Origin of the sequence: Stenotrophomonas sp. ATCM1_4 (assembly GCF_004348115.1) — a bacterium.
GTDB lineage: Bacteria > Pseudomonadota > Gammaproteobacteria > Xanthomonadales > Xanthomonadaceae > Stenotrophomonas > Stenotrophomonas capsici.
In genome coordinates this window covers 3459317-3481642 of record NZ_QPFB01000001.1, presented here as the reverse complement: position 1 = coordinate 3481642, position 22326 = coordinate 3459317, and the positions used below count along the sequence as shown (strand labels likewise).

Annotated in this window: 17 protein-coding genes; 14 read left to right on the top strand and 3 right to left on the bottom strand. The window is 66.3% G+C overall.

Features of this window, described 5'->3' with window-relative positions; translation table 11 throughout:
* The first annotated feature begins 172 nt into the window (after positions 1-172).
* From ATCM_RS15915 to ATCM_RS15850, 14 genes are all read left to right on the top strand, one after another.
* Complete coding sequence (locus ATCM_RS15915; RefSeq protein WP_132865456.1) at positions 173-1231, top strand: pilus assembly protein PilM; 1059 nt, start codon at positions 173-175, stop codon at positions 1229-1231.
* Positions 1231-1986, top strand: coding sequence for a PilN domain-containing protein (locus ATCM_RS15910; protein WP_132865455.1), 756 nt, complete (start codon positions 1231-1233; stop codon positions 1984-1986). The genes ATCM_RS15915 and ATCM_RS15910 overlap by 1 nt, the downstream gene beginning before the upstream one ends.
* The gene (gene pilO, locus ATCM_RS15905) at positions 1983-2654 is read left to right on the top strand and encodes a type 4a pilus biogenesis protein PilO (RefSeq protein WP_243694036.1); all 672 of its coding nucleotides are present in this window, start codon (positions 1983-1985) and stop codon (positions 2652-2654) included. Before ATCM_RS15910 ends, pilO begins: the two co-directional genes overlap by 4 nt.
* A 24-nt stretch (positions 2655-2678) precedes the next feature.
* Entirely contained in the window at positions 2679-3188 is a 510-nt protein-coding gene (locus ATCM_RS15900; protein ID WP_243694035.1) for a pilus assembly protein PilP, read from the top strand.
* Between the two features lie 19 nt (positions 3189-3207).
* Positions 3208-5097: a type IV pilus secretin PilQ family protein gene (locus ATCM_RS15895; RefSeq protein WP_132865453.1), complete on the top strand. Its 1890-nt coding sequence runs from the start codon at positions 3208-3210 to the stop codon at positions 5095-5097.
* Positions 5098-5194: 97 nt separating this feature from the next.
* Positions 5195-6214, top strand: a complete 1020-nt coding sequence (locus ATCM_RS15890) for a MoxR family ATPase (RefSeq protein WP_132865452.1) — start codon at positions 5195-5197, stop codon at positions 6212-6214.
* 68 nt (positions 6215-6282) lie between these two features.
* Positions 6283-7209: a DUF58 domain-containing protein gene (locus ATCM_RS15885; protein WP_132865451.1), complete on the top strand. Its 927-nt coding sequence runs from the start codon at positions 6283-6285 to the stop codon at positions 7207-7209.
* Positions 7209-7661, top strand: a complete 453-nt coding sequence (locus ATCM_RS15880) for a DUF4381 domain-containing protein (RefSeq protein WP_132865450.1) — start codon at positions 7209-7211, stop codon at positions 7659-7661. Before ATCM_RS15885 ends, ATCM_RS15880 begins: the two co-directional genes overlap by 1 nt.
* Positions 7661-8662, top strand: a complete 1002-nt coding sequence (locus tag ATCM_RS15875) for a VWA domain-containing protein (RefSeq protein WP_132865449.1) — start codon at positions 7661-7663, stop codon at positions 8660-8662. The genes ATCM_RS15880 and ATCM_RS15875 overlap by 1 nt, the downstream gene beginning before the upstream one ends.
* Positions 8659-10572: a VWA domain-containing protein gene (locus ATCM_RS15870; RefSeq protein ID WP_132865448.1), complete on the top strand. Its 1914-nt coding sequence runs from the start codon at positions 8659-8661 to the stop codon at positions 10570-10572. Before ATCM_RS15875 ends, ATCM_RS15870 begins: the two co-directional genes overlap by 4 nt.
* Positions 10573-10607: 35 nt before the next feature.
* On the top strand, positions 10608-12251 hold the full coding sequence (locus tag ATCM_RS15865; protein WP_243694034.1) for a BatD family protein: 1644 nt from the start codon (positions 10608-10610) through the stop codon (positions 12249-12251).
* A gap of 56 nt (positions 12252-12307) precedes the next feature.
* Positions 12308-13615: a dicarboxylate/amino acid:cation symporter gene (locus ATCM_RS15860; protein ID WP_132865446.1), complete on the top strand. Its 1308-nt coding sequence runs from the start codon at positions 12308-12310 to the stop codon at positions 13613-13615.
* A 171-nt stretch (positions 13616-13786) separates the two neighbouring features.
* Positions 13787-15793 carry a transketolase gene (gene tkt / locus ATCM_RS15855; protein ID WP_132865445.1) on the top strand — a complete coding sequence of 669 codons (2007 nt, stop codon included), beginning with the start codon at positions 13787-13789 and terminating at the stop codon, positions 15791-15793.
* 406 nt (positions 15794-16199) lie between these two features.
* Positions 16200-16595, top strand: a complete 396-nt coding sequence (locus ATCM_RS15850; protein ID WP_132865444.1) for a hypothetical protein — start codon at positions 16200-16202, stop codon at positions 16593-16595.
* 55 nt (positions 16596-16650) lie between these two features.
* Here the strand turns inward: ATCM_RS15850 and ATCM_RS15845 are convergent, their stop codons facing one another.
* From ATCM_RS15845 to ATCM_RS15835, 3 genes are all read right to left on the bottom strand, one after another.
* Entirely contained in the window at positions 16651-18054 is a 1404-nt protein-coding gene (locus tag ATCM_RS15845) for an HlyD family type I secretion periplasmic adaptor subunit (RefSeq protein ID WP_132865443.1), read from the bottom strand.
* A 10-nt stretch (positions 18055-18064) separates the two neighbouring features.
* A complete protein-coding gene (locus ATCM_RS15840) occupies positions 18065-20194 on the bottom strand; it encodes a type I secretion system permease/ATPase (RefSeq protein ID WP_279432516.1) in 2130 nt (709 codons plus the stop codon).
* A gap of 183 nt (positions 20195-20377) precedes the next feature.
* Complete coding sequence (locus tag ATCM_RS15835; protein ID WP_132865442.1) at positions 20378-22108, bottom strand: M10 family metallopeptidase C-terminal domain-containing protein; 1731 nt, start codon at positions 22106-22108, stop codon at positions 20378-20380.
* Positions 22109-22326 lie beyond the last annotated feature (218 nt).

The window sequence follows — 22326 nt, the reverse complement described above, 5'->3', positions numbered from 1 at the left end:
ATTACGCAGGGGAACGGCTGGGGCCGGATCCTTGGGGAGTGCAAAGGGGGTCTTCGGAGCGTGTGATGCGGATCGCGTCTCGTGCCCGGGATGGTTGCCATTTCAGAAAAATCCGTTATTAATGCGCGGACGCAACACTTGCGTCCAAGTGCCCGTCGGCAGGGGAGAATCCGTGGGGCTTATCCCAAAAAGTCAGGCGCCAATCATTGGCGTCGACATCAGTTCTACTGCGGTGAAGCTGCTACAGCTTTCCCGCAGCGGTAATCGTTTCCGCGTGGAACACTACGCCGTGGAACCTCTTCCGCCGAATGCGGTGGTCGAGAAGAACATCGTCGAAGTCGAGGCGGTTGGCGAAGCCATTCGTCGCGCCGTCGCCCGTTCAGGCAGCAAGGCCAAGAGCGCTGCGGCTGCCGTGGCCGGTTCGGCCGTGATCACCAAGGTGATCCCGATGCCGGCCGACCTGGACGAGGACGAGCTGGAGGCGCAGGTCGAGCTGGAGGCGGTGAACTACATCCCGTACCCGATCGACGAAGTGAACCTCGATTTCGAGGTGATCGGCGCGGTGCCCAACAATCCCGAGATGGTGCAGGTGCTGCTGGCCGCGTCGCGCTCGGAGAACGTCGAGCTGCGCCAGTCCGCGCTGGAACTTGGCGGCCTGACCGCCAAGGTCATGGACGTGGAGGCCTTCGCCATCGAGAACGCGTACGCGCTGGTGGCCAGTGAGTTGGCGGTGGGCAGTGACGCGGTGGTGGCCCTGGTGGACATCGGCGCGACCATGACCACGCTCAACGTGTTGCGCAGCGGCCGCAGCCTGTACAGCCGCGAGCAGGTCTTCGGCGGCAAGCAGCTGACCGATGAGGTGATGCGCCGCTACGGGCTGAGCTACGAGGAAGCCGGTCTGGCCAAGCGCCAGGGCGGCTTGCCGGAAAGCTACGAGGTCGAGGTGCTGGAGCCGTTCAAGGAAGCGACGGTGCAGCAGATCAGCCGCCTGTTGCAGTTCTTCTATGCCGGCAGCGAGTTCAACCGCGTCGATCATGTGGTCCTGGCCGGCGGTTGTGCCGCGTTGCCGGGCCTGCCGACGATGGTTGAAGAGCAGCTGGGCGTTGCGACGTCGGTGGCCAATCCGCTGTCGCAGATGACCCTGGGCCCGAAGGTGCAGGCACACGCACTGGCCCAGGACGCACCTGCGCTGATGATCGCAACCGGTCTGGCCATGAGGGGGTTCGACTGATGGCACGGATCAATCTTCTGCCGTGGCGCGAGGAGCGCCGCAAGCAACGGCAGCGTGAGTTCTACGGCATGCTCGGCTTCGCCGCGCTGGCCGGTGTGGTCCTGTCCGGCCTGTTGTGGTTCTACTACAGCCAGCAGATCAGCGGACAGAATGACCGCAACGCGTTCCTTGAAGCCGAGATCGCCAAGGTCAAGGAGCAGAACAAGGAAATCGAGCGGCTGGACAAGCAGAAGGCGCGATTGCTGGCCCGCAAGGCGGTGATCGAGGAGCTGCAGGGCAAGCGTTCGCAGATGGTGCACCTGTTCGATTCGCTGGTGCGCACGATTCCGGACGGCGTGGTGCTCACCGCGTTGAAGCAGGAAGGCGAGATGCTGACCCTAGAAGGTCGGACCCAGTCGAATGCGCGCGTCAGTACCTACATGCGCAATCTGGAAGGTTCCGGCTGGATGACCAATCCGGAACTGTCGATCATCGAGGCACGTGCACAGCAGGGCGGTGGCGTCGGCGTGGATATCAAGTCCCTGCCGTACGTGTTCACCCTGCGTGTGAAGCTGCCCGCCCCGGGTGAGGCCAATCCGGCGCAGGTGACGGGCGTGGAGGCCAGTGGCGCCGCGGCAGGCGCTGCGCCGGCGGCCCCGGAAGCGACCAGCGCACCGGCAACAGCCCCCGCGCCGGCTGCCGCACCCGCGGCAGACAAGCCGAAGGCCGAGACCGCTCCGGCGGCTGCCCCTGCTCCGAAGGAGGCCCGCTCGTGAGCAAGAAGTTCAACGCCAAAGACCTGGATTTCAACAACATCGGCAATTGGCCGCGCAACGCGAAGATGGTGTTCTGCGCGGTGTTGGCCTTCCTGATCCTGATCCTGGCCTACCTGTTGGTGGTCAGTGGACAGCGCGAGGAGCTGGCGACGCTGGAAAGCCGCGAGAGTACCCTGCGCGGCGATTTCGAGAAGGAGCAGCAGCGTGCTGCCAATCTCGAGCCGCTGAAGCAGCAGTTGGCGCAGATGGAGCAGGTGCTGCAGCAGATGCTGCGGCAGTTGCCCAGCAAGACCGAGATGCCGGACCTGATCATCGACGTGTCGCAGACCGCGCTGTCCAGCGGCCTGAACAACGAGCTGTTCCAGCCGGGTGCGGAGTCGGTGAAGGAGTTCTACGCCGAGAAGCCGATCGCCTTGCGCCTGGTCGGTAGTTACCACCAGTTCGGTGCGTTCGTCAGTGGCGTGGCCTCGTTGCCGCGCGTGGTGATCCTGACCATGCATGACATCAACCTGAAACCCAAGGGTGGCAGCGGCGTGATCAGTCCCGGTGGGGCATTGGAGTTGTCCGGTACGGTCAAGACCTACCGCTACCTTGACGACACCGAGCTCGAGGAGCAGGAACGGCTGGCCGCCGAGGCTGAGAAGGGCAAGAAGAAGGGGGGCAGGTAAGCGATGAGCAGGACTTCTTCCTTCATGCTTGGCGCACTGTGCGTGCTGGCCCTGGCCGGTTGCGCCCGAGGCATCAGCAGCACGCCTGGTGAGGCGCCGAATCTCGAGAGGTGGGTGGCGGATGTGCGTGCACGTCCTGCCGAGCCGCTGGAGCCGCTGCCGGTGATGCAGCAGTTCGAAACGTTTGAGTACGCCGCGCAGGGCTTGCGCGATCCGTTCAGTGATGCGTGGGTGTCCGCTGATGGCGGCAACCAGCTGCGCCCGGATCCGAACCGTCGCAAGGAGCCGCTGGAGGCGTATCCGCTGGACAGTCTCGACATGGTCGGCACCATCGGCGGGGGCAACGGCATCGTTGCCCTGGTGATGGGGCCGGACAAGGTCACCTATCGCGTGCGCCCGGGGGTGTACATGGGCCAGAGCGATGGCCGTGTCACGGCGGTGCGCGAAGACGGGATTGAACTGATTGAACTGGTGCCGGACGGTGCTGGCGGTTGGCTGGAACGTCCAGCCTCGCTCGCACTGGACGATCGTTGATTGATTAGGGGATAGCACGATGACTTTTACCAAAGCCCTGAGCCTGCGTCCCATCCGGCGCCATGCACTGGTCCGCGTCTGCGCCCTGGGAGTGGCGTTGGCTGTGGTGTGCGGCTCTTCGTTCGCGGCCACGCCGCCGGTGGCAGCAGGTGGCATGGCCACCGGCATGCAGCAGGCGACGTCCGCGGTTTCCGTGACCAAGATCGACTTCAAGCGGGGTAATGACGGCGCGGGTCGCCTGATCCTGCAGTTCGATGGCCAGGGAGCCAGCCCGGACCTGCGCAACCAGGGCGGCAACGTCGTGGTGGACGTTGGCAACGCGGTACTGCCGGCCGAACTGCAGCGTCCGCTCAACGTCACCGACTTCGCGACACCGGTCCAGCGCATCGACGCCAAGCCCTCCGGGCATGGTTCGCAACTGGTGCTGAGCACGAACGGTCCGTATGAATCGCTGGCCTACCAGACCGGCAACGAGTACGTGGTCGAGATCACGCCGCGCAAGGAGGATGTCGCCACCGGTGCGGTGACCTCCAGGACCGTGGCGCAGGCGGCGGCGACCGTGGCGGCACGCGGCTACAGCGGCCGTCCGGTGACCTTCAACTTCCAGGACGTGCCGGTGCGCACGGTCCTGCAGCTGATCGCCGAGGAGTCCAACCTCAACGTGGTCGCCTCGGACACCGTGCAGGGCAACGTGACCCTGCGCCTGGTCAACGTGCCGTGGGACCAGGCGCTGGACATCGTCCTGCGCGCCAAGGGCCTGGACAAGCGTCGTGACGGCGGCGTGGTCTGGGTGGCGCCGCAGCCGGAGCTGGCCAAGTTCGAGCAGGACAAGGAAGACGCGCGTATCGCCATCGAGAACCGCGAGGACCTGATCACCGATTACGTGCAGATCAACTACCACAGCGCCGAAGCCATCTTCAAGGCGCTGACCGAGGCCAAGGGAATCGGTAGCTCGAACGGTGGCAACAGCGGCGGGGCGGGTAACGGGACGCAGGAGAATGGCTTCCTGTCACCGCGTGGCCGCCTGGTGGCCGATGAACGCACCAACACCCTGATGATCAGCGACATCCCGAAGAAGGTCGCGCAGATGCGTGAGCTGATCAACGTGATCGACCGTCCGGTGGATCAGGTGCTGATCGAGGGGCGGATCGTCATTGCTTCGGATACGTTTGCACGTGACCTGGGTGCCAAGTTCGGCATCGGCGGCACGCGTGACTACAACAATGGCGACAACACCGCCACGATCGGAAGCGGTGCAAGCGGGGGCGGCAACGCGGGGCGCGGGCTCAACGTGAATCTGCCGGCCGGCAGCTTCACCACGGGTACCAGCAAGCCGAGCCTGGCCTACACGTTGCTGGGCGCGAACTTCAACCTGGATCTGGAGTTGTCCGCATTGCAGGAAGAAGGACGTGGCGAAGTCATTTCCAATCCGCGCATCGTCACCGCCAACCAGCGTGAAGGCGTGATCAAGCAGGGTAAGGAAATCGGCTACGTCACCATCACCGGTGGCACCGCGGGTACCGCGGCCACTCCCAGCGTCCAGTTCAAGGAAGTGCTGCTGGAGCTGAAGGTGACCCCGACGATCACCATGGACAACCGTGTGTTCCTGAACATGAACGTCAAGAAGGACGAGGTTGACGAACTCCTGGAGCTGGACGGCTACGGCGTGGTCCCGTCGATCAACCGTCGCGAGATCAATACCGCCGTGCTGGTCGAGGATGGCCAGACCGTGGTGATCGGTGGCGTGTATGAGTTCTCCGACCGCAGCAGCGTGAGCAAGGTGCCGTTCCTGGGCGATATCCCGTTCCTGGGCAACCTGTTCAAGAAGCGCGGTACCAGCAAGGAGAAAGCTGAGCTGCTGGTGTTCGTGACGCCGAAGATCCTGCGCGTGGCCAAGGCCGCGAACTGATCTTCACCGCACTTGGAAAAGGGGCCGCGCAAGCGGCCCTTTTTCGTTGTTGGCCATTGTTGGAACCATTTCACGCCGGATCAGTCAAACTGCGCCTATGAACCTGCCTCCCGAATTGCCCATCGAGACCACCGCAGCGGTCGTGACCAGCGCCCTGCACGAGGAATTTACCGCGCTGCGCGATGCACTGGCCGCCGAGATCGTCGGCCAGTCACTGCTGATCGACCGCCTGTTGATCGCGCTGCTGGCCGACGGCCACCTGTTGGTGGAGGGCGCGCCGGGCCTGGCCAAGACCACCGCGATCCGGGCCCTGGCCTCGCGCGTGGATGCCAGCTTCGCGCGTATCCAGTTCACCCCGGACCTGCTGCCGGCCGACCTGACCGGTACCGATATCTGGCGCGCCCAGGAAGGGCGTTTCGAATTCCAGGCCGGGCCGATCTTCCATCCCATCCTGCTGGCCGACGAGATCAACCGCGCGCCGGCCAAGGTGCAGTCGGCGCTGCTGGAGGCCATGGGCGAGCGGCAGGTGACCGTAGGTCGCAACACCTATGCGCTGCCGCAGGTGTTCCTGGTCATGGCGACCCAGAATCCAATCGAGCAGGAAGGTACGTTCCCGCTGCCGGAGGCGCAGCTGGACCGTTTCCTGATGCATGTGCGCATCGGTTACCCCGATGCCAGCGCCGAGACCGAGATCCTGCGCCTGGCGCGGGAGCGCGCCCTGCAGGCGATGCAGCCCAAGGCCGCACCTGCGCGCAAGCTGTCGCTGGAGAAGATCGAGCAGGCACGCCGTGCGGTGTTGGAATTGCACATGGCACCGCAGCTGGAACGCTACTTGGTGGCGCTGGTGTTGGCCTCGCGCGATGCCAGTGCGTATGACGCGGCGTTGGCGCGGCGCATCGCCTGGGGTGCCAGCCCGCGCGGTTCCATTGCCCTGGAGCGTTGCGCCCGGGCCCGGGCGTGGCTGGCTGGCCGCGACTTCGTCACCCCGGACGATATCCGCGCGGTTGCCCCGGACGTGCTGCGCCACCGTGTGCTGCCCAGCTACGAGGCTGCTGCCGAAGGCTGGGATGGCGAGCGCCTGGTCGCCGCGCTGCTCGACAGCGTGCCGTTGCCCTGAGCCATGGCCGCAGGTGATGGACAGGATCGATGCGCCCATGGTCCGGGCATCCTGAGCGGGGGCGGACGATGAGCGCTCCGGCGAGGGAATCCACACGGGAGCCGGCAGTTGACGCCGGCCTGCGCCCGACGCTGCCGGAGCTGATCGCCCTGCGCCAGGCCGGCGTGCAGGGGCGGCAGGCGCGACGCGGTCGCTATGCGGTCAGCGGCCGCGCGGCATCGAGCATGCGCGGGCGTGGCATGGAGTACGCCGAGTCGCGCGAGTACGTGGCCGGAGACGATGCCCGTCATATCGACTGGAAACTGACCGCGCGCACCGATGCCACTCATACCAAGACGTTCCAGACCGAGCGCGAACGGGTGACGTTGGTGATCGCCGATACGTCGGCGGCCTTGTATTTCGGTACCCGCGTGCGCTTCAAGTCGGTGCAGGCGGCGCGTGCCGGCGCTGTCGCGGCGTGGTCGGCCATGCGCGACGGTGACCGGCTTGCAGCGTTGCGTGGTGCCCGGCAGCAACCCCTGGTTCCGCCCGCCGGTGGCACGCGCGGTGTGTTGCGCGTGCTGGATGCGCTGGTGCGCTGGTACGCCGAGCCGCCCGCCGACGACGCGGGGCTGCAGTTGGCGTTGGAGCGCGCCGCGCGCGTCCTGCACCCGGGGGCACGGGCCTTCGTCCTGGCTGACCCGGCAAGCGCCCTGGCGGTCCCGGCAGCGGTATGGTCGGCGCTGTCGATGCACGTGGAGGTCCAGTTGATCCTGTTGGTGGACCGACTCGAAACCGATCCGCCCCATTGCCTGTTGCCGGTCGCCACGCCGGCGGGACGGATGCGTTTCGACCTGGCTGCCGAAGGCGTTCGCCAGTCGTGGCATGAGGCGTTGGTCGGGCCGATGGAGACATTGCTGCGGCAGTTGCCGGGGCGACGCGTGCGGGTAACACCGCTGGCGTCGGACCAGGCCAGCGACGCATGGCTGGGTGCCAGCGCACAGGGAGCGTACTGATGGCCGCGAAACTGCCGTTGCGTGACGTGCATCTTCCCGCCGCGCCGTCCTGGTGGCCACTTCCGCCGGGCTGGTGGATGGTCATTGGGGCGGTTCTGGTCGTGACCGTGGTCGTGGCCGGGCTGTTGTGGCTGCGCCGTCGCCGCCGCCGGCGCTGGCTGGCCCTGTTCGATGGACAGGTCGCCGCCGCGCTGGAGGGGCCGGTACGCCTGGCGGCGATATCGGACCTGTTGCGCCGCGCCGCGCGCCGCGCGGATGCCCGCGCCGCACAGTTGCAGGGCGAAGCCTGGCTGAGGTTCCTGGATGGCCGTCAGGGGCGGGAGTTCAGTGACGGCGAGGGCCGCCTCCTGCTGGAGGGGGCATACCGCCCGCAGGTGGACATGCAGGGCGTGGAGCAGGTACGTGCCCTTGCCCGCGCGCGTTTCCTGGAACTGATGGAAGGGAAACGCTGATGCAGCAGTGGCTCGATCTGGTCGCCGGATGGTTGCCGCCGTTCGCCTGGCCCTGGCTTTGGCTGTTGCTGCCCTTGCCGGTGCTGATGCGCTGGTGGCCGCTGCGCGACAGCCAGGCTCCTGCGTTGCGGGTGCCGTATGACCCGGCCCGGTTGCAGTTGCAGGCGTCCTCGTCCAGTGCCGGAGCGTGGTTTGCCGGCGTGCTGTTGTGGCTGGCATGGCTGTGCCTGTGTGCGGCTGCCGCGCGTCCGCAGCAGTTGGGTGAGCCGGTCGAGCCGCCGCGCGAGGGGCGGCAGATGATGTTGGCGGTGGACCTGTCCGGCAGCATGAGCGAAGCGGACATGCAACTGGGCGGGCGCGTGGTTGATCGCCTGACCGCCGCGAAGGCGGTGCTGGCCGACTTCCTGGACCGCCGTGAAGGTGACCGGATCGGCCTGGTGGTGTTCGGCCAGCAGGCTTATGCGTTGACGCCGCTGACGGCCGATCGCGCCACCGTGCGCGAGCAGCTGCGCGACAGCGTGGTTGGCCTGGCCGGTCGTGAGACGGCGTTGGGCGATGCGATCGGGCTGGCGGTCAAGCGCCTGCGCGAACAGCCCGAAGGACAGCGGGTATTGATCGTGCTGACCGATGGCGTCAATACCGCCGGCGTGCTCGAGCCGTTGAAGGCTGCCGAGCTGGCCAAGGCCGAAGGCGTCCGCGTCTACACGGTGGCGTTTGGTGGTACCGGCGGGATGTCGTTGTTCGGCGTGCAACTGGCTGGCGGCGACGACCAGGTCGATGAAGCCACCTTGACCCAGGTGGCGAGCGAAACCGGCGGCCGTTTCTTCCGCGCACGCGATACCGATGAACTGGCCGGCATCTATGCCGAACTGGACCGGTTGGAGCCGATCAAGAGCGTGGGCCCCGCGGTGCGCCCGCGCATCGAACGTTATCCGTGGCCGTTGGCCTGTGCGCTGGTGCTGGGCGTGTTGGGCCTGGCCTGGCGGGGGCTGCGCGCATGAACCTGCTCGACGCACTGCACTTCGTCCGCCCGGATTGGTTGTGGGCCTTGTTGTTGCTGCCACTGGCGATGCTGGCGCGATGGTACCGCCGCCGTCGCCACGCGCGTTGGCATGACGCCGTGGATCCACACCTGTTGCCGCATGTGACCACCGGCGGCAAGGCGCGGGGTGGCGGCTGGGGAGCGCTGGCATTGCTGCTTGGGCTGTTGCTGGCAGTACTGGCACTGGCAGGCCCGAGCTGGCGCCAGGTGGAACAGCCGCTGTGGGAATCGAAGACACCGCTGGTGATCCTGCTGGACCTGTCCAGCAGCATCCGCACGCCCGACCTGCCGCCCTCGCGCCTGTTGCAGGCGCGGGCCAAGCTGGCCACCCTGCTGCGTGAGCGCAAGGGAGGCGAGGTGGCGCTGGTGGCCTATGCATGGGAGCCGTTCACGGTGGCGCCGTTGACCGATGATGCTGCCAATGTCGCCCTGTTCCTGGACGCATTGACGCCGGAAGTGATGCCGGTGGATGGACAGAAGCTGGACAAGGCATTGGCCTGGGCCGGCACGTTGCTGAAGCAGTCCGGGGCCCGTCAGGGTGACGTGCTGGTGCTCACCGATCATGCCGACGGTGCTGCGCTGGCCGCGGCAGCACCGCTGCGGGCGGCGGGGTACCGGGTGTCGGTACTGGGCCTGGGCAGCCTGCAGGGCGCGTCCTACCGTGACGTGCGCGGCGAGATCGAACACGCGCACCTGGAAGAGACCTCGCTGCGTGCGTTGGCCGCCGCCGGTGGCGGCAGCTACCGGCGCATCGCGCCCACGGATGCGGACCTGCAGGCGTTGGATGTGTTGGAACCACAGGTGGGCAAGGCCGAACGCGGGCAGGTGCCGCAGGGAACCTCTTGGCAGGACGAAGGCTACTGGTTGTTGCTGCCGCTGCTGTTGCTGGGGGCATTGGCATTCCGGCGTCCGCGACAGGGAGCTGCGGCGGTCGTGCTGTGCCTGCTGCTGCCGACGCTGCAGCCGGCGCATGCGGCCACGCCGGTACGCGCGGCTGTCGAGCCGGGCACCCTGTGGCAGCGTGCCGACCAGCGCCAGCACCAGCGCTTGAACGATGGCGTGGATGCCTATCGCGCAGGTGATTTCGGTACGGCGCAGAAGCGCTTCGAAGGCATCGACACCGACCAGGGGTGGTACAACCTGGGCAATGCACTGGCCCGACAGGGCAAGTACGACGATGCAATCAAGGCCTATGACCGCGCCCTGCAGTTGCATCCGGGGATGCCGGATGCGGTGGCCAACCGCCAGGCGGTGGATGCAGCGCGCAAACGGCGTGGCCAGCAGGGTCAGCAAGGCCAGCAGGGCAAGCCGAATCAACAGGACCGGCAAGGGCAGCAGCAATCCGGACAACAGCAGTCAGGACAACAACAGTCGGGGCAGCAGCAATCCGGGCAACAGCAATCCGGGCAACAGCAGCAGGGCAACCCCGGGCAGCAGTCGCAGCAGAATGGCAATGACCCTCGCTCACAACAGCAAGGGCAGGGGCGGCAATCACCGTCCGATCAACAACAGCCGCAGGATGGCTCCCGGCAGGGACAGCAGGGAAGGGACGGCCAGCAGCGGCGGGACCAGGGCGGCAGCGGCCAGGCGCAACCGCAGCAGCCGCTGGATGCGGAGAACGGCGGCGCGCAGCAGCAGGCCGATGCGGCGCAGCGCGAGCGCATGGCCCAGGCGATGCGCCAGCAGGCAGACGCTGCGCGTGAAGGTGAGCGTGCCGCCGCGGCGGCGCGCGCGGCGATGACGCCGGAGCAGCGCGAGCGCCAGCAGGCGCTGGACGCCTGGATGCAGCGCGTGCCGGATGAGCCTGGCAATCTGTTGAAGGCGAAATTCCAGCTCGAGTACGAGCGACGGATGCGGGAACAGCGATGAAGACGAAGATCGGGCGCCTCTGCTGCAGGGGTTGGATGGCACTGTGGCTGCTGCTCACGTGCATGGGCATGGCACAGGCACAGACCCGCGCCTGGCTGGACCGCGAAAGCATCAGCCTGGGGGAAACGGTCATCCTCAACATCGAGACCGACCAGTCCGGACAGCCGGACTACGGCCCGTTGCGGGCCGAGTTCGACCTGAGCCGGCAGAACACCAACCGCCAGATGCAGATGAGCAACGGAACGGTCAGCAGCAGTGCGTTGTTCTCGGTCGCGTTGTCGCCACGCCGCAATGGCGAGCTGCAGATCCCGGCGCTGCGGGTGGGCAATGCGCAGACCGCGCCATTGCGGCTGGTGGTCGCGCAGGCACCGCTGGCCACCCGTGACAGCAACGCGCTGGCCTTCGTCGAGACCACCGTGGACGACACCCAGCCCTACGTGCAGCAGACCGTGGGCGTGGTGGTGCGGCTGTACTTCGCCACGCAGCTGGCGTCCGGCGAGCTGGTACTCGACACCCCGGCCGGTGCCTCGTTGCAACGCGTGGGCGAGGATGCCACCTCCACCCGCGATATCGGCGGACGTCGCTACAACGTGGTCGAACGCCGCTTCATGCTGGTGCCCGAGCGCAGCGGGGCGTTGCAGGTGCCCGGCGCGCGCTTCAGCGGGCAGGGCGTGGGTGGGTTCTTCGATGATTTCCTCGGCCGCGACAGTGGCCAGCTCAGCGCACGTGCCCCGGACCAGACCCTGCAGGTCCGGGCGGTCCCGGCCAATGCGTCGCAACCTTGGTTGCCGCTGAAGAGCCTGCAGCTGCGTTACACCACGGCACCCAACAGCGCTCGTACCGGTGAAGCGGCCAACATCGTGGTCGAGGCCACTGCTACCGGCGTGACCAAGGCGCAGTTCCCGGACCTGCCGGTGCCATCGCTGGGCGATGCCGCGCAGGTGTTCGCCGAGCCGCCGCAGTACGACGAGAGCTTCGTCGGCGGTAGCCCGCAGTTGAAGCTGACCCGCCGTTACTCGGTGGTGCCACAGCAGACCGGCCCGTTGACGGTGCCGGGCATCAGGCTGGGGTGGTGGGACGTGCGGGCAGGCCAGGCGCAGGTGACCGCGTTGCCGGACCTGCAGTTGCAGGTCGAGCAGGGCAGCGGTGGCGTGCAGCCCCCGCCGGTGGCGCAGGCGGCGGTCGGTTCGCCGGCGCTGAAGGGCACGGACCTGGCACTGGCGGCGGCCGGTCAGCGTGACTGGTTGTGGCCGGCGCTGGCGGTGGGTTTCGCGCTGCTGTGGCTGGTGACGCTGATCTGGGGGCTGTCGCGCCGTCGCGACGCACCGGTGCGGGAGCGGCGCCCGGGCGTGTCCGGAACGACCGGCACTGCCGCGCCCGCCTACAGCCAGGCCGACCTGCGGCGTGCGTTGGATGCCGGTGGCCTGGACGAAGTGGTGCAGATCCTCGCCGCGATGGCCGGTGTGCGGGACCTGGATGCGGTGCTGGCCCGCCTTGGCGACGCCGGGCAACGCCAGGCGCTGGAGCGGATGCAACGGGCGCGCTGGGCAGGCCAGGGCGATGTCAGCCAGGCCCGGGCACAGCTGCGCGAGGCTTTCCGTGCGGGACCGCGTTGGCGCGATGCCGGCAAAGTGGCGGAAAAACCGCTCCTGGACCCTCTTTATCCGGGACAAAGCTGAAAAGGCGCCGTGGAGGCGTCTGCTAAGCTGCTTCACTGACCAAGGGGAATCCGCGTATGACCAACCCAGCAACTGCCGGCAAGCTGCCGTTCCACTGGAAAATCGGGATTGGCTTCGGTGTTGGCCTGTTGTTGGGCCTGATCGTGCACCTGGTATCGCCGGGCGCGGAATGGGTGCATTGGGTGACCACGTACCTCACCACGCCGGTGTCAGGCCTGTTCCTGAGCCTGATTTTCATGCTGATCGTGCCGCTGATCTTCTCGGCGTTGGTGATGGGCGTGTCCGAGATGGGCGACATCCGCTCGCTCGGCCGCATCGGCTGGAAGTCGCTGGCTTACACCATCGTGCTGTCGGGCCTGGCGGTGCTGATCGGCCTGGTGCTGGTCAACCTGCTCAAGCCTGGCGCGGGTGTCGATCCGAGCGTCGCCGCGCAGCTGCTGGCCGAGAACGCCGAGCGCAGCAAGGAGATCGTGGCCGGTGTCGGCTCCCAGCCCAAGGGCATGGAAATGCTGCTGTCGATCGTGCCGAACAACGTGCTGGAGGCCGCCTCCGACAACGGCAAGATCCTGTCGCTGATGTTCTTCGCGCTGATGCTGGGCGTGGGCATGGTGCTGTCGCCGGCGGAGAAGGTGGCAACGCTGCGCAAGGCGATCGAGGGCCTGTTCGAAATCTCGATGACCCTGATCAACCTGGTCATCCGCCTGGCCCCGTACGCGGTGGCCTGCTTCATGTTCAACCTGGCGGCCATCTTCGGCTTCGGCCTGCTGGTCAAGCTCGGGGCCTATGTGGGCGTGGTGGTGCTGGCGTTGGCCGTGCACATGTTCATCAGCTATGGCGTTGCGGTGAAGCTGGCCGGTCGTTCACCGATGGCGTTCTTCCGTGAAACCCAGGAAGCGACGCTGATGGCGTTCTCCACGGCCTCGTCCAATGCAACCCTGCCGACCGCGATGCGCGTGGCCGACCAGATGGGCCTGCCGCACAAGGTCTCGCGCTTCGTGCTGACCGTCGGTGCCACCGCCAACCAGAACGGCACGGCGCTGTTCGAGGGCGTGACGGTGATCTTCCTGGCGCAGTTCTTCGGCGTGGACCTGAGCATCGGCCAGCAGTTCATGGTGATGGTGGTCTGCATCCTGGGTGGCATCGGCACCGCCGGTGTGCCGTCCGGTTCGCTGCCGGTGGTGGCGCTGATCTGCGCCATGGTCGGCGTCAACCCGGTCGGCATCGGCCTGATCCTGGGCGTGAACCACTTCCTGGACATGTGCCGCACCGCGCTCAACGTGACCGGCGACCTGGCCCTGACCACCCTGGTGGCGCGTGGCGAGAGCCAGGACGGGACCGAGCCGGCGCCGCCGCCGCAAGGCTGAGCGGGCACCCACGGCATCCAGATGACGGCCATCCTGAACAGGGTGGCCGTCTTGCCATGGGCAGGTGCTTTGCGATGCGTGAAGGCAGGGAATGCGGCCTGATCCGGGCGGTGGCTTGTGGGACAATAGGCCGCCCGCAGTTCCGCGGGAGCCTCCCGATTCCGACGAACCATGACGCAGCCCACCCGCCGCCAGTTGGCGAATGCCATTCGTTTCCTTGCCGCCGATGCAGTCGAAGCCGCCAAGTCCGGTCACCCCGGCATGCCGATGGGCATGGCCGATATCGCCGAAGTGCTTTGGAACGACTATCTCCGCCATAACCCGAACAACCCGAAGTGGTTCAACCGTGACCGCTTCGTGCTGTCCAACGGCCACGGCTCGATGCTGCAGTACGCGCTGCTGCACCTGAGCGGCTACGACCTGCCGATCGAGCAGCTCAAGGCCTTCCGCCAGCTGGGCAGCAAGACCGCCGGCCACCCGGAGCGTCACGAAACCCCGGGCGTGGAAACCACCACCGGCCCGCTGGGCCAGGGTTTCGCCAATGCCGTGGGCTTCGCGCTGGCCGAGAAGCTGCTGGCGCAGCGCTACAACCGCCCGGAATTCGAAGTCGTCGACCACCGCACCTGGGTGTTCATGGGCGATGGCTGCCTGATGGAAGGCATCTCGCACGAAGCCGCGTCGCTGGCCGGCACCTGGGGCCTGGGCAAGCTGGTCTGCTTCTGGGACGACAACAACATCTCCATCGACGGTGAAGTGGAAGGCTGGTTCACCGACAACACCCCGGAACGTTTCGAGGCCTACGGCTGGAACGTGGTGCGCGACGTGGATGGCCACGATCCGGAAAGCATCAAGGCCGGCATCGACGCGGCGCTGTCGCAGTTCGACAAGCCGACCCTGATCTGCTGCAAGACCACCATTGGCTTCGGCTCGCCGAACAAGGCCGGCCAGGAATCCAGCCATGGCGCGCCGCTGGGCAAGGACGAACTGGAAGCCACGCGCAAGGCGCTGGACTGGCCGTATGGCCCGTTCGAGATCCCGGAAGCCATCTACGCCGGCTGGCGTGCAGGTGGCACCGGCACGCTGCGCCAGGCCGAGTGGGAACAGCTGTTCGACAAGTACGCCGCACAGTTCCCGGAACAGGCCGAAGAGCTGACCCGCCGTTCGCACGGCGAGCTGCCGGCCGACTTCATCACCAAGGCCGATGCCTATATCGCGCAGGTGCAGGCCGAAGCGCCGAACATCGCCTCGCGCAAGGCCTCGCAGAATGCGATCCAGGCCTTCGCGCCGCTGCTGCCGGAAATCATCGGTGGTTCGGCTGACCTGGCCGGTTCCAACCTGACCCTGTGGAAGGGCGCACACACCGTGGTCGGCGAAGACCCGCAGGCGAACTACGTGCACTACGGCGTGCGTGAGTTCGGCATGAGCGCCATCGCCAACGGTCTGGCCCTGCACGGCGGTTTCCTGCCGTTCGACGCCACCTTCCTGGTGTTCAGCGACTACGCGCGCAATGCGCTGCGCATGAGCGCGCTGATCCCGGCGCACGTCATCCACGTGTTCACCCACGACTCCATCGGCCTGGGCGAGGACGGCCCGACCCACCAGCCGGTCGAGCACGTGTCCTCGCTGCGTTACATCCCCAACAACGATGTGTGGCGCCCGTGCGACGCCGCTGAATCCGCTGTCAGCTGGAAGGCGGCCATCGTGCGCAAGGACGGCCCGAGCTGCCTGATCTTCAGCCGCCAGAACCTGGCCCCGCAGCAGCGCAGTGCGGAGCAGGTCAAGCAGATCGAACGCGGCGGCTACGTGCTCGCCGATGCCGCCGGTACGCCGGACGTGATCCTGATCGGCACCGGTTCGGAAGTGGGGCTGGCCATGGCCGCCAAGGCCGAGCTGGAAGCGGCCGGCCTCAAGGCCCGCGTGGTGTCGATGCCGTCGACCAACGTGTTCGATCGCCAGGATGCGGCCTACCGTGAATCGGTGCTGCCGAACGCGGTGCGCGCACGCGTGGCGGTGGAAGCCGGCGTCACCGGTTTCTGGCGCCAGTACGTGGGCCTGGACGGTGCGGTGGTTGGCCTGGATACCTTCGGTGCCTCGGCCCCGGCGGACAAGCTGTACCCGCACTTCGGCATCACCGTCGACGCGGTGGTGGCCGCCGCCAAGGCGCAGGTCGCGAACTGAGCGACGCTGTAGCTGAGGTGGAGCAAAGGCCGGGGAAACCCGGCCTTTGCGTATCTGCAGCCCTGCAGCATCACGCGCAGGGATGGCCGCGTACTTCCAAGCCTTCCTCCGTTGCGTCGTCGTAGCTTCCGCTGCCCCTGCAGGGGGAGTCGAAGCGCCCCATGAATCCTTCCGGGTAGTGAATGGCGCTCGGGGTCGCAGCAGGTGCAGGATCAAAGGCGGATAAATGGCAAGCGCGATGCGACGCGGTGGTGATGTGCTGCCTGCCGGACCGATGCAATACGCGGACGTGGGGCCTGCCAGCCGCCTCCAGGCCACCTCGATCGCCTGGGCGACCGAGTGGCAGGGTGCGGCGACGGCAGGGGCCTGTCATGCTTGGCTTGGGCGATGACACTGAAAACAACACATGGATGACAAACGGAAGGAACTGGTGGGACGCACCAACATCGACCAACTGTTGGGACCCACCGCGCGCGAAATCGATCTGAATCAGCCGGTGCAGGCGCGTCAGGACGTGGCTGACGTGCAGATACGTTCGACCACCGATCCGCTGCAGATCCATTTCGCCACTACCGACGTCATCGGCAAGTTGCAGGAGCCGGCCGCCAGCAGCCGCATGCGCGCGTTCGCCCTGGTGTTCATCGGTGGGCCGATGATCGTGTTTGGCCTGATGCTGATCGGCATGGCATGGAGCAGCGATGTCAGCCTGCTGCGGCGCCTGCTTGTCAGCGTGCTGGGTGGCGCGATGGCTGCGTTCTGGCCGTTCCTGATCTATCGCGGCAGGCGCCGCCGCAAGGGGTGAACCCTCCGGTGACGGGCGTGCTGGTGAGTTGGTGACCCCGTAGCTTCAATGCCACTTAGCGCTCGCGCAGGCTTTCGCTGGCGTGCTGCTTGAACGGGCTGAGGAAGTAGTCGATCACCCGTTGCCGGTCGGTACGCACTTCGGCCCGGATGGACATGCCCGGTGCCAGCGGTACGTTCTCCTGGCCTACCCGCACGTGGCTTTCGTGCAGGGCGATGCGCAGGCTGTACAGCGGTCCCTGCCGGGCGTCGTCGATGGCATCGCGCGAGACGTTGAGCACGGTGCCGTGCAGGATGCCGTAGCGGGTGAAGTTGAAGGTCTCCACCTTCACCGACACCGCTTGGCCGGCACGCACGAAGCCGACGTCACGATTATGCAGGCGCGCCTCGACTTCCAGTGGCTGGTTGCTGGGGACGATGACCATCAGGGGTTGTGCCGCGGTCACCACGCCGCCGGCGGTATGCACGGACAGTTGCTGCACGGTGCCGTCCACGGGGGCGGTCAGGCGGGTCAGCATGTCGCGCCGTTCGGCCTTGATCAGTTCCTGCTGCAAGGTGGTGGTGCGGCGCTCGTTCTGGTTCAGCAGGTCGTGCACGCTGCGGCGGTACCGGGAGAGCGTGCTGCGGTGGCGTTCAAGCGCCTCCTGGTGCGAGGCGCTGAGCTCGACGATATGGCTGCGGCGCTCGGCCAGCTGGCGCTCCTGCTCCAGTTGCTCCTGTTGCTTGCTCAGATAGTGGTGCTTGGAGACCAGGCCTTCACCGGCAAGCTTGGCGTAGTCGGCGGTGATGCGCTGGGTCATGGGCAGCATCTGCGCCAGTGCATTGGCCGATACCTGCGCGGCGCGGATCTCCGCGCTGCGGCGGGTGATCACCGCTTCACTCTGGGCCAGCTCGCTGCGCAGTTCGTGGTACTGGCTCTGCAGCCAGGCATTGGCCGCCGAGCGTTGTTCCGGGCTTGCCTGCGGGAGCAGCGAGGTGATATCGGCCGGTGGGTGCTGCTGGTCGATGGCCTCGAGCAGGATGCGTGCGCGTGCGGCGTCCAACTGCGCGTCATCGCGATCATTGCTGAGCCGATCCTTGTCGGCCGTGGTCTGGCTGGCATCGAGCTCGATCAGCACGTCGCCGGCCCGCACCGTCTGGCCGTCGTGGGCATGAATGGCTTTCACCACCGCCACTTCATGCGACTGGATGAGCTTGCTTTGGTCGCTGGAGACGATGCGGCCCTCGGCGATGGCCACCACGTCCAGGCGTGCGAGCATCGACCAGGCCAGGGCACTCAATGCGAAGGCCATGATCAGCCACTGGATGCAGCGCGGGGCGGGGTGGATCGGCGTCTCCTGCAGGGCCTGGACGGCAGGAAGGAAAGCCAAGTCCGCCCGCTGGTTGCGCGCGTGGCGACGAGCCAGGAAGTGCTGCAGCAGAACATGCAGCCGGTGACGAAGGACGGTATACGGCTTCATGCTGCGTGAGTCATCCCTGCTGCATCCGGTGCAACTGGGCGTAGCGACTGTCCGGCGTGGCCAGCAGCTGCGCAGGGTTGCCTTGCTCGACCAGCCGCCCGCGTTCCAGGACGATGATGCGATCGGCATTGCGCACGGTCGATAGGCGATGGGCGATGATCAGCACGGTGCGGCCGGCGCAGATCTGGCGCATGTTGGCCTGGATCAGCCGTTCGGACTCGTAGTCCAGTGCGCTGGTGGCCTCATCGAAGATCAGGATGCGGGGATTGCGCAGCAGGGCGCGGGCGATGGCCACGCGTTGGCGCTGGCCGCCAGACAACGAAGCACCTTGCTCACCGACCACGGTGTCGTAGCCTTCGGGAAGGTCGAGGATGAAGTCATGTGCGCCGGCCAGTCGTGCGGCGTGGACGACGGTATCCAGTGATGCACCGGGGTCGGCCAGCGCGATGTTGTCGCGCACGCTGCGGTGGAACAGCATGTTTTCCTGGAGGACCACGCCCATCTGACGGCGCAGCGAGCTGGCCTCGGTCAAGGCCAGGTCAATGCCATCGACGGTGATGCGTCCCTGTTCCGGAACATGCAGGCGTTGCAGCAGGCGTGCCAGGGTGCTCTTGCCCGAGCCGGAGCTGCCGACGATGCCGATTACTTCGCCGGGGGCGACCTGCAGGCTGAAATCCTGCAATACGGCCGGACCATCGGGACGGTAGCGGAAATGCACCTGATGGAACTCAATGCCCCCACGCAGGGCCGGCAGCACGTTGCGTCCGGTCGTCGCTGATTCGGTCGGTGTGTCGAGGATGTCCCCCAGCCGTTGCATCGACAGACGGGTCTGCTGGAAGTTCGGCCAAAGTTGCGCCAGCCGCATGACCGGCTGGGCGATGCGCCCGGCGAGCATGTTGAAGGCGATCAGTTGGCCGACGGACAGATGACCATCGATGACCTGCCGGGCACCCAGCCACAGGGTCAGCACGGTCACCAGTTTGCCGATCAGGCCGGCCGATTCGTTGGCCAGGGTCGACAGCAACTGGGTCCGGAAGCTGGCGCCTACGTAGGCCGCCAGCTGCGTGTCCCAGCGGCGCCTGGCCTGGGGTTCGACGGCCAGTGCCTTGAGCGTGGTGATGCCGGTCAGGGATTCGACCAGGAACGCCTGGTTCTCCGCGCCGCGACCAAAGGTCTCATGCAGCTGCGTGCGCAGCAGTGGCGTGATGCCAAGTGCCAGCAGCAGGTAGAGCGGCAGTGATCCAATGACGACGAGCGTCAGGACAGGGCTGTGCATCAACATGACCGCCAGGAAGACCGCACAGAACAGCACATCGATCACCAGGGTGATGCTGCTGCCGGTGAGGAAGCTGCGGATGTTCTCCAGCTCGCGCACCCGTGCCACCGAGTCGCCGACCCGGCGTGCCTGGAAGTAGGCCAGCGGCAGATGGACCAGGTGCTGGTACAGGCGTGAGCCCAGCGTGACATCGATGCGGCTGGCGGTGTGCACCGAGACATAGCCGCGCAGCCCGCTGAGCACGCTTTCGAACACCACCACCGCGAGCAGGCCGAACATCAGCACGTTGAGGGTGGACAGGCCCTGGTGCGCGAGCACCTTGTCCATCACCACCTGGAAGAACAGCGGTGTGATCAGCGCGAAGACCTGCAGGAACAGGCTGGCGGCAAGCACTTCGAGCAGGATGCCGCGGTGCCTGTGCAGGGCAGGCAGGAACCAACGCAGGCCGAAGCGCTGCGTGACTCGGCCGTTGGCACCCCGGGGTTGCAGCAGGATCAAGGTGCCAGACCAGGCTGTTCGCAGGGCTGCCAGTGGCATCACCTCCGGCTGCTCGGCGCCCGGGCGCTGGATCAGGACCTTGTCCTCATCGGCGCGGGCGAGGATGAAGTATCCATGCAGGGCATCCATGCCGATCGCCGGAAGTGGCATGCGCGGCAATCGTTCGACGGGTACCGTGAGTCGCCGGGTGCGCAGTCCCAGGGCGCGGGCGGCCTGCAGCAAGGCAGGCATGTCCAGCGGCGTATCTCCTTCGCCGAAGTCGTGGCGCAGCTGCTCGGCGTTTGCGGGAATCTGGTGAAACCTTGCCAGCATCACCAGGCAGGCCAGGCCACTGTCGGACGGTGGAGCGGGGTACGGCGAAGTCACATTGCCTTCCTGTCAGACGCATCGCGGAGTTGCACGGATGCACGGTGCGACGGACGCAGGGTCCGTGACACGACGGCTGTCGCGCATGTGATGCTGCCTTCCATGGATAAAGCGGCCGGGCAATGCCCGGCCATGGGAAGTGTCTGGACTACGGTTGAACAGTGATCGTCGTCGATGCGATGGTCAGGCCCAGGCGGCGGCCAGCACCGGTGCCAACGCCTGTTGCTGGTTCGCCGGGAGCGTGGTCTGGCCCAGGGGTGGTGGCGAGAACGCGGCCATGGCTTGCACCAGCCGGTCGATGCCGGCGATGTCGAGTACACGTCCGACGGAATCCTGCACCCGGTCAAGGGTGGCGTCTTTCTGGGTGAAGTAGCTGGAAACCTTCACCGAGTCGTTGGTGCCGATGATCCGGATGGTCAGATTGTCGGTCCCACGGGCGCGTTCGAACCAGAGCTGATTGGCGGAGACATCCTTTCCGAAGCGGAGCGTATCCACATCGTCGGGATCGAACTCACCGGGCATGAGGGTGTCCCTGCCGTCGCCACGATTGAAGATGAAGGTGTCGCTGCCGCGTCCTCCGTACAGCACGTCATTGCCCTTGCCGCCGATGAGGGTGTCATCGCCGTCATGGCCCATCAGGTAGTCCTTGGCCGATGTGCCAACGATGCTGTTGTCCAGCACGTTGCCGACGAAAGCACGAGTAACGCCGGTATCGACCAGATGGAAATTCTCGACATTGGCGTATGCGCGCGCATTGCCATTGTCAACGGTCGTGTAGAGTGTGTCGATGCCGCCGTTCACCTCTTCGATGACGACATCATTGATGTTGTCCACGTAGTAGACGTCATTGCCGGCACCGCCGATCATGCGGTCCGCGCCGGTGCCGCCATCCAGGATGTCGTTGCCGGCGCCGCCAGCCAACAGGTCATCTCCGTCATGGCCATACAGGGCATCATTGCCGTCACCGCCATGCAGCGCGTTGTTGGCGGCGTTGCCGTGGATCAGGTCGTCACCGCGCGTGCCGATCGCATTTTCGATGACGGTGCCATAGGCGATACCGATGCAGTCCTTGCCGGTGTAGAGCAGGGGCGAGCTGACGCCGGCGGGCGTGGCATAGGTGATGGAGCTGTAGCTGCCTTCGGCAAGGTTGATCTGCGCGCCCAGCGAGAACGCTGACAGGTCCAGCGTGTCGGTGCCGCCACCGTCCCATAGTGTGGTGTAGAAACCGGCATCGGGGGTGAAGGCATAGACCGTGTCGGTATCGTTGTGCGTCATGTTGGCGCCGTACAGGTACTGCAATGCGGCGATGTCGTAGATGCCAAGGTTATCGGTGCTGGCTCGTCCGATGTAGTTCCCTGCGGCATCCAGCATCACAGTGGGCCGGCCGCCGCTGTAGGACATGACGGTCTGCAGCGTAGTGAAGCCTGCGACTGGGAGGCCAGTGATATGCCCAGGGTGGTCCAGCCCGAGGACATGGCCCATTTCGTGCAGGGTGAATTCCATGTTGTAGCCGGTATGCCAGGAGGTCCAGACATCACCACCCCACGAGTGGCTGTAGGGGCCGTAGGCCCAGCCGCCCCCTGCATACTCACCAAAGGGGGCAGCATGGGCATTGAAACGGACCACCGCCTCGCCATCGATGCGTTCATCCACATACTGGAAGTTGATGTCCAGGATGCTGCTGTAGACCGCCATCGCCTGGTTGATGACCGCGATGTCGGCGGCGTCATCAATCGCGCGGAAGTAGGGCAGCTCGCCGCGGATGCCGTAGGGGTCGCTGGAGAAGACGGCATCGGCCTGGGTGATGGTCCAGGTGATGGTGCGGCTCGCGTCCAGGCTCCACTGACGGTAGGAAATGAGCGTGTCGATAGCGTTGATGCCGGATGCGACGGTCTTCTCGATGCCGAGGGACATGGCGGATCTCCTTGCGTGATATGCGCCTTCATCGCGTCCCGCAGATGCCGGGCGGGATGAGGGCCTGCGGATTGCCGGCGACCTGCATGCCCGGATGTCGGGTCACGATGATGTGGGCATGGGGCTCCGGTACAGGTGAGGCCACCGACGGGGCGGCGCCACGACCTCCATGGAATGCCGGCGGGCATGCCAGTGCCATGGGAAACGTCTGGAATGGC

Excerpts from the sequence above, each read along its gene's own strand:
- ATCM_RS15910 (WP_132865455.1), top strand. The coding sequence starts at position 1,231 with ATGGCACGGATCAATCTTCTGCCGTGGCGCGAGGAGCGCCGCAAGCAA.
- ATCM_RS15900 (WP_243694035.1), top strand. The coding sequence starts at position 2,679 with ATGCTTGGCGCACTGTGCGTGCTGGCCCTGGCCGGTTGCGCCCGAGGC.
- ATCM_RS15895 (WP_132865453.1), top strand. The coding sequence starts at position 3,208 with ATGACTTTTACCAAAGCCCTGAGCCTGCGTCCCATCCGGCGCCATGCA.
- ATCM_RS15890 (WP_132865452.1), top strand. The coding sequence starts at position 5,195 with ATGAACCTGCCTCCCGAATTGCCCATCGAGACCACCGCAGCGGTCGTG.
- ATCM_RS15885 (WP_132865451.1), top strand. The coding sequence starts at position 6,283 with ATGAGCGCTCCGGCGAGGGAATCCACACGGGAGCCGGCAGTTGACGCC.
- ATCM_RS15880 (WP_132865450.1), top strand. The coding sequence starts at position 7,209 with ATGGCCGCGAAACTGCCGTTGCGTGACGTGCATCTTCCCGCCGCGCCG.
- ATCM_RS15875 (WP_132865449.1), top strand. The coding sequence starts at position 7,661 with ATGCAGCAGTGGCTCGATCTGGTCGCCGGATGGTTGCCGCCGTTCGCC.
- ATCM_RS15870 (WP_132865448.1), top strand. The coding sequence starts at position 8,659 with ATGAACCTGCTCGACGCACTGCACTTCGTCCGCCCGGATTGGTTGTGG.
- ATCM_RS15865 (WP_243694034.1), top strand. The coding sequence starts at position 10,608 with ATGGCACTGTGGCTGCTGCTCACGTGCATGGGCATGGCACAGGCACAG.
- ATCM_RS15860 (WP_132865446.1), top strand. The coding sequence starts at position 12,308 with ATGACCAACCCAGCAACTGCCGGCAAGCTGCCGTTCCACTGGAAAATC.
- tkt (WP_132865445.1), top strand. The coding sequence starts at position 13,787 with ATGACGCAGCCCACCCGCCGCCAGTTGGCGAATGCCATTCGTTTCCTT.
- ATCM_RS15850 (WP_132865444.1), top strand. The coding sequence starts at position 16,200 with ATGGATGACAAACGGAAGGAACTGGTGGGACGCACCAACATCGACCAA.
- ATCM_RS15845 (WP_132865443.1), bottom strand. The coding sequence starts at position 18,054 with ATGAAGCCGTATACCGTCCTTCGTCACCGGCTGCATGTTCTGCTGCAG.
- ATCM_RS15835 (WP_132865442.1), bottom strand. The coding sequence starts at position 22,108 with ATGTCCCTCGGCATCGAGAAGACCGTCGCATCCGGCATCAACGCTATC.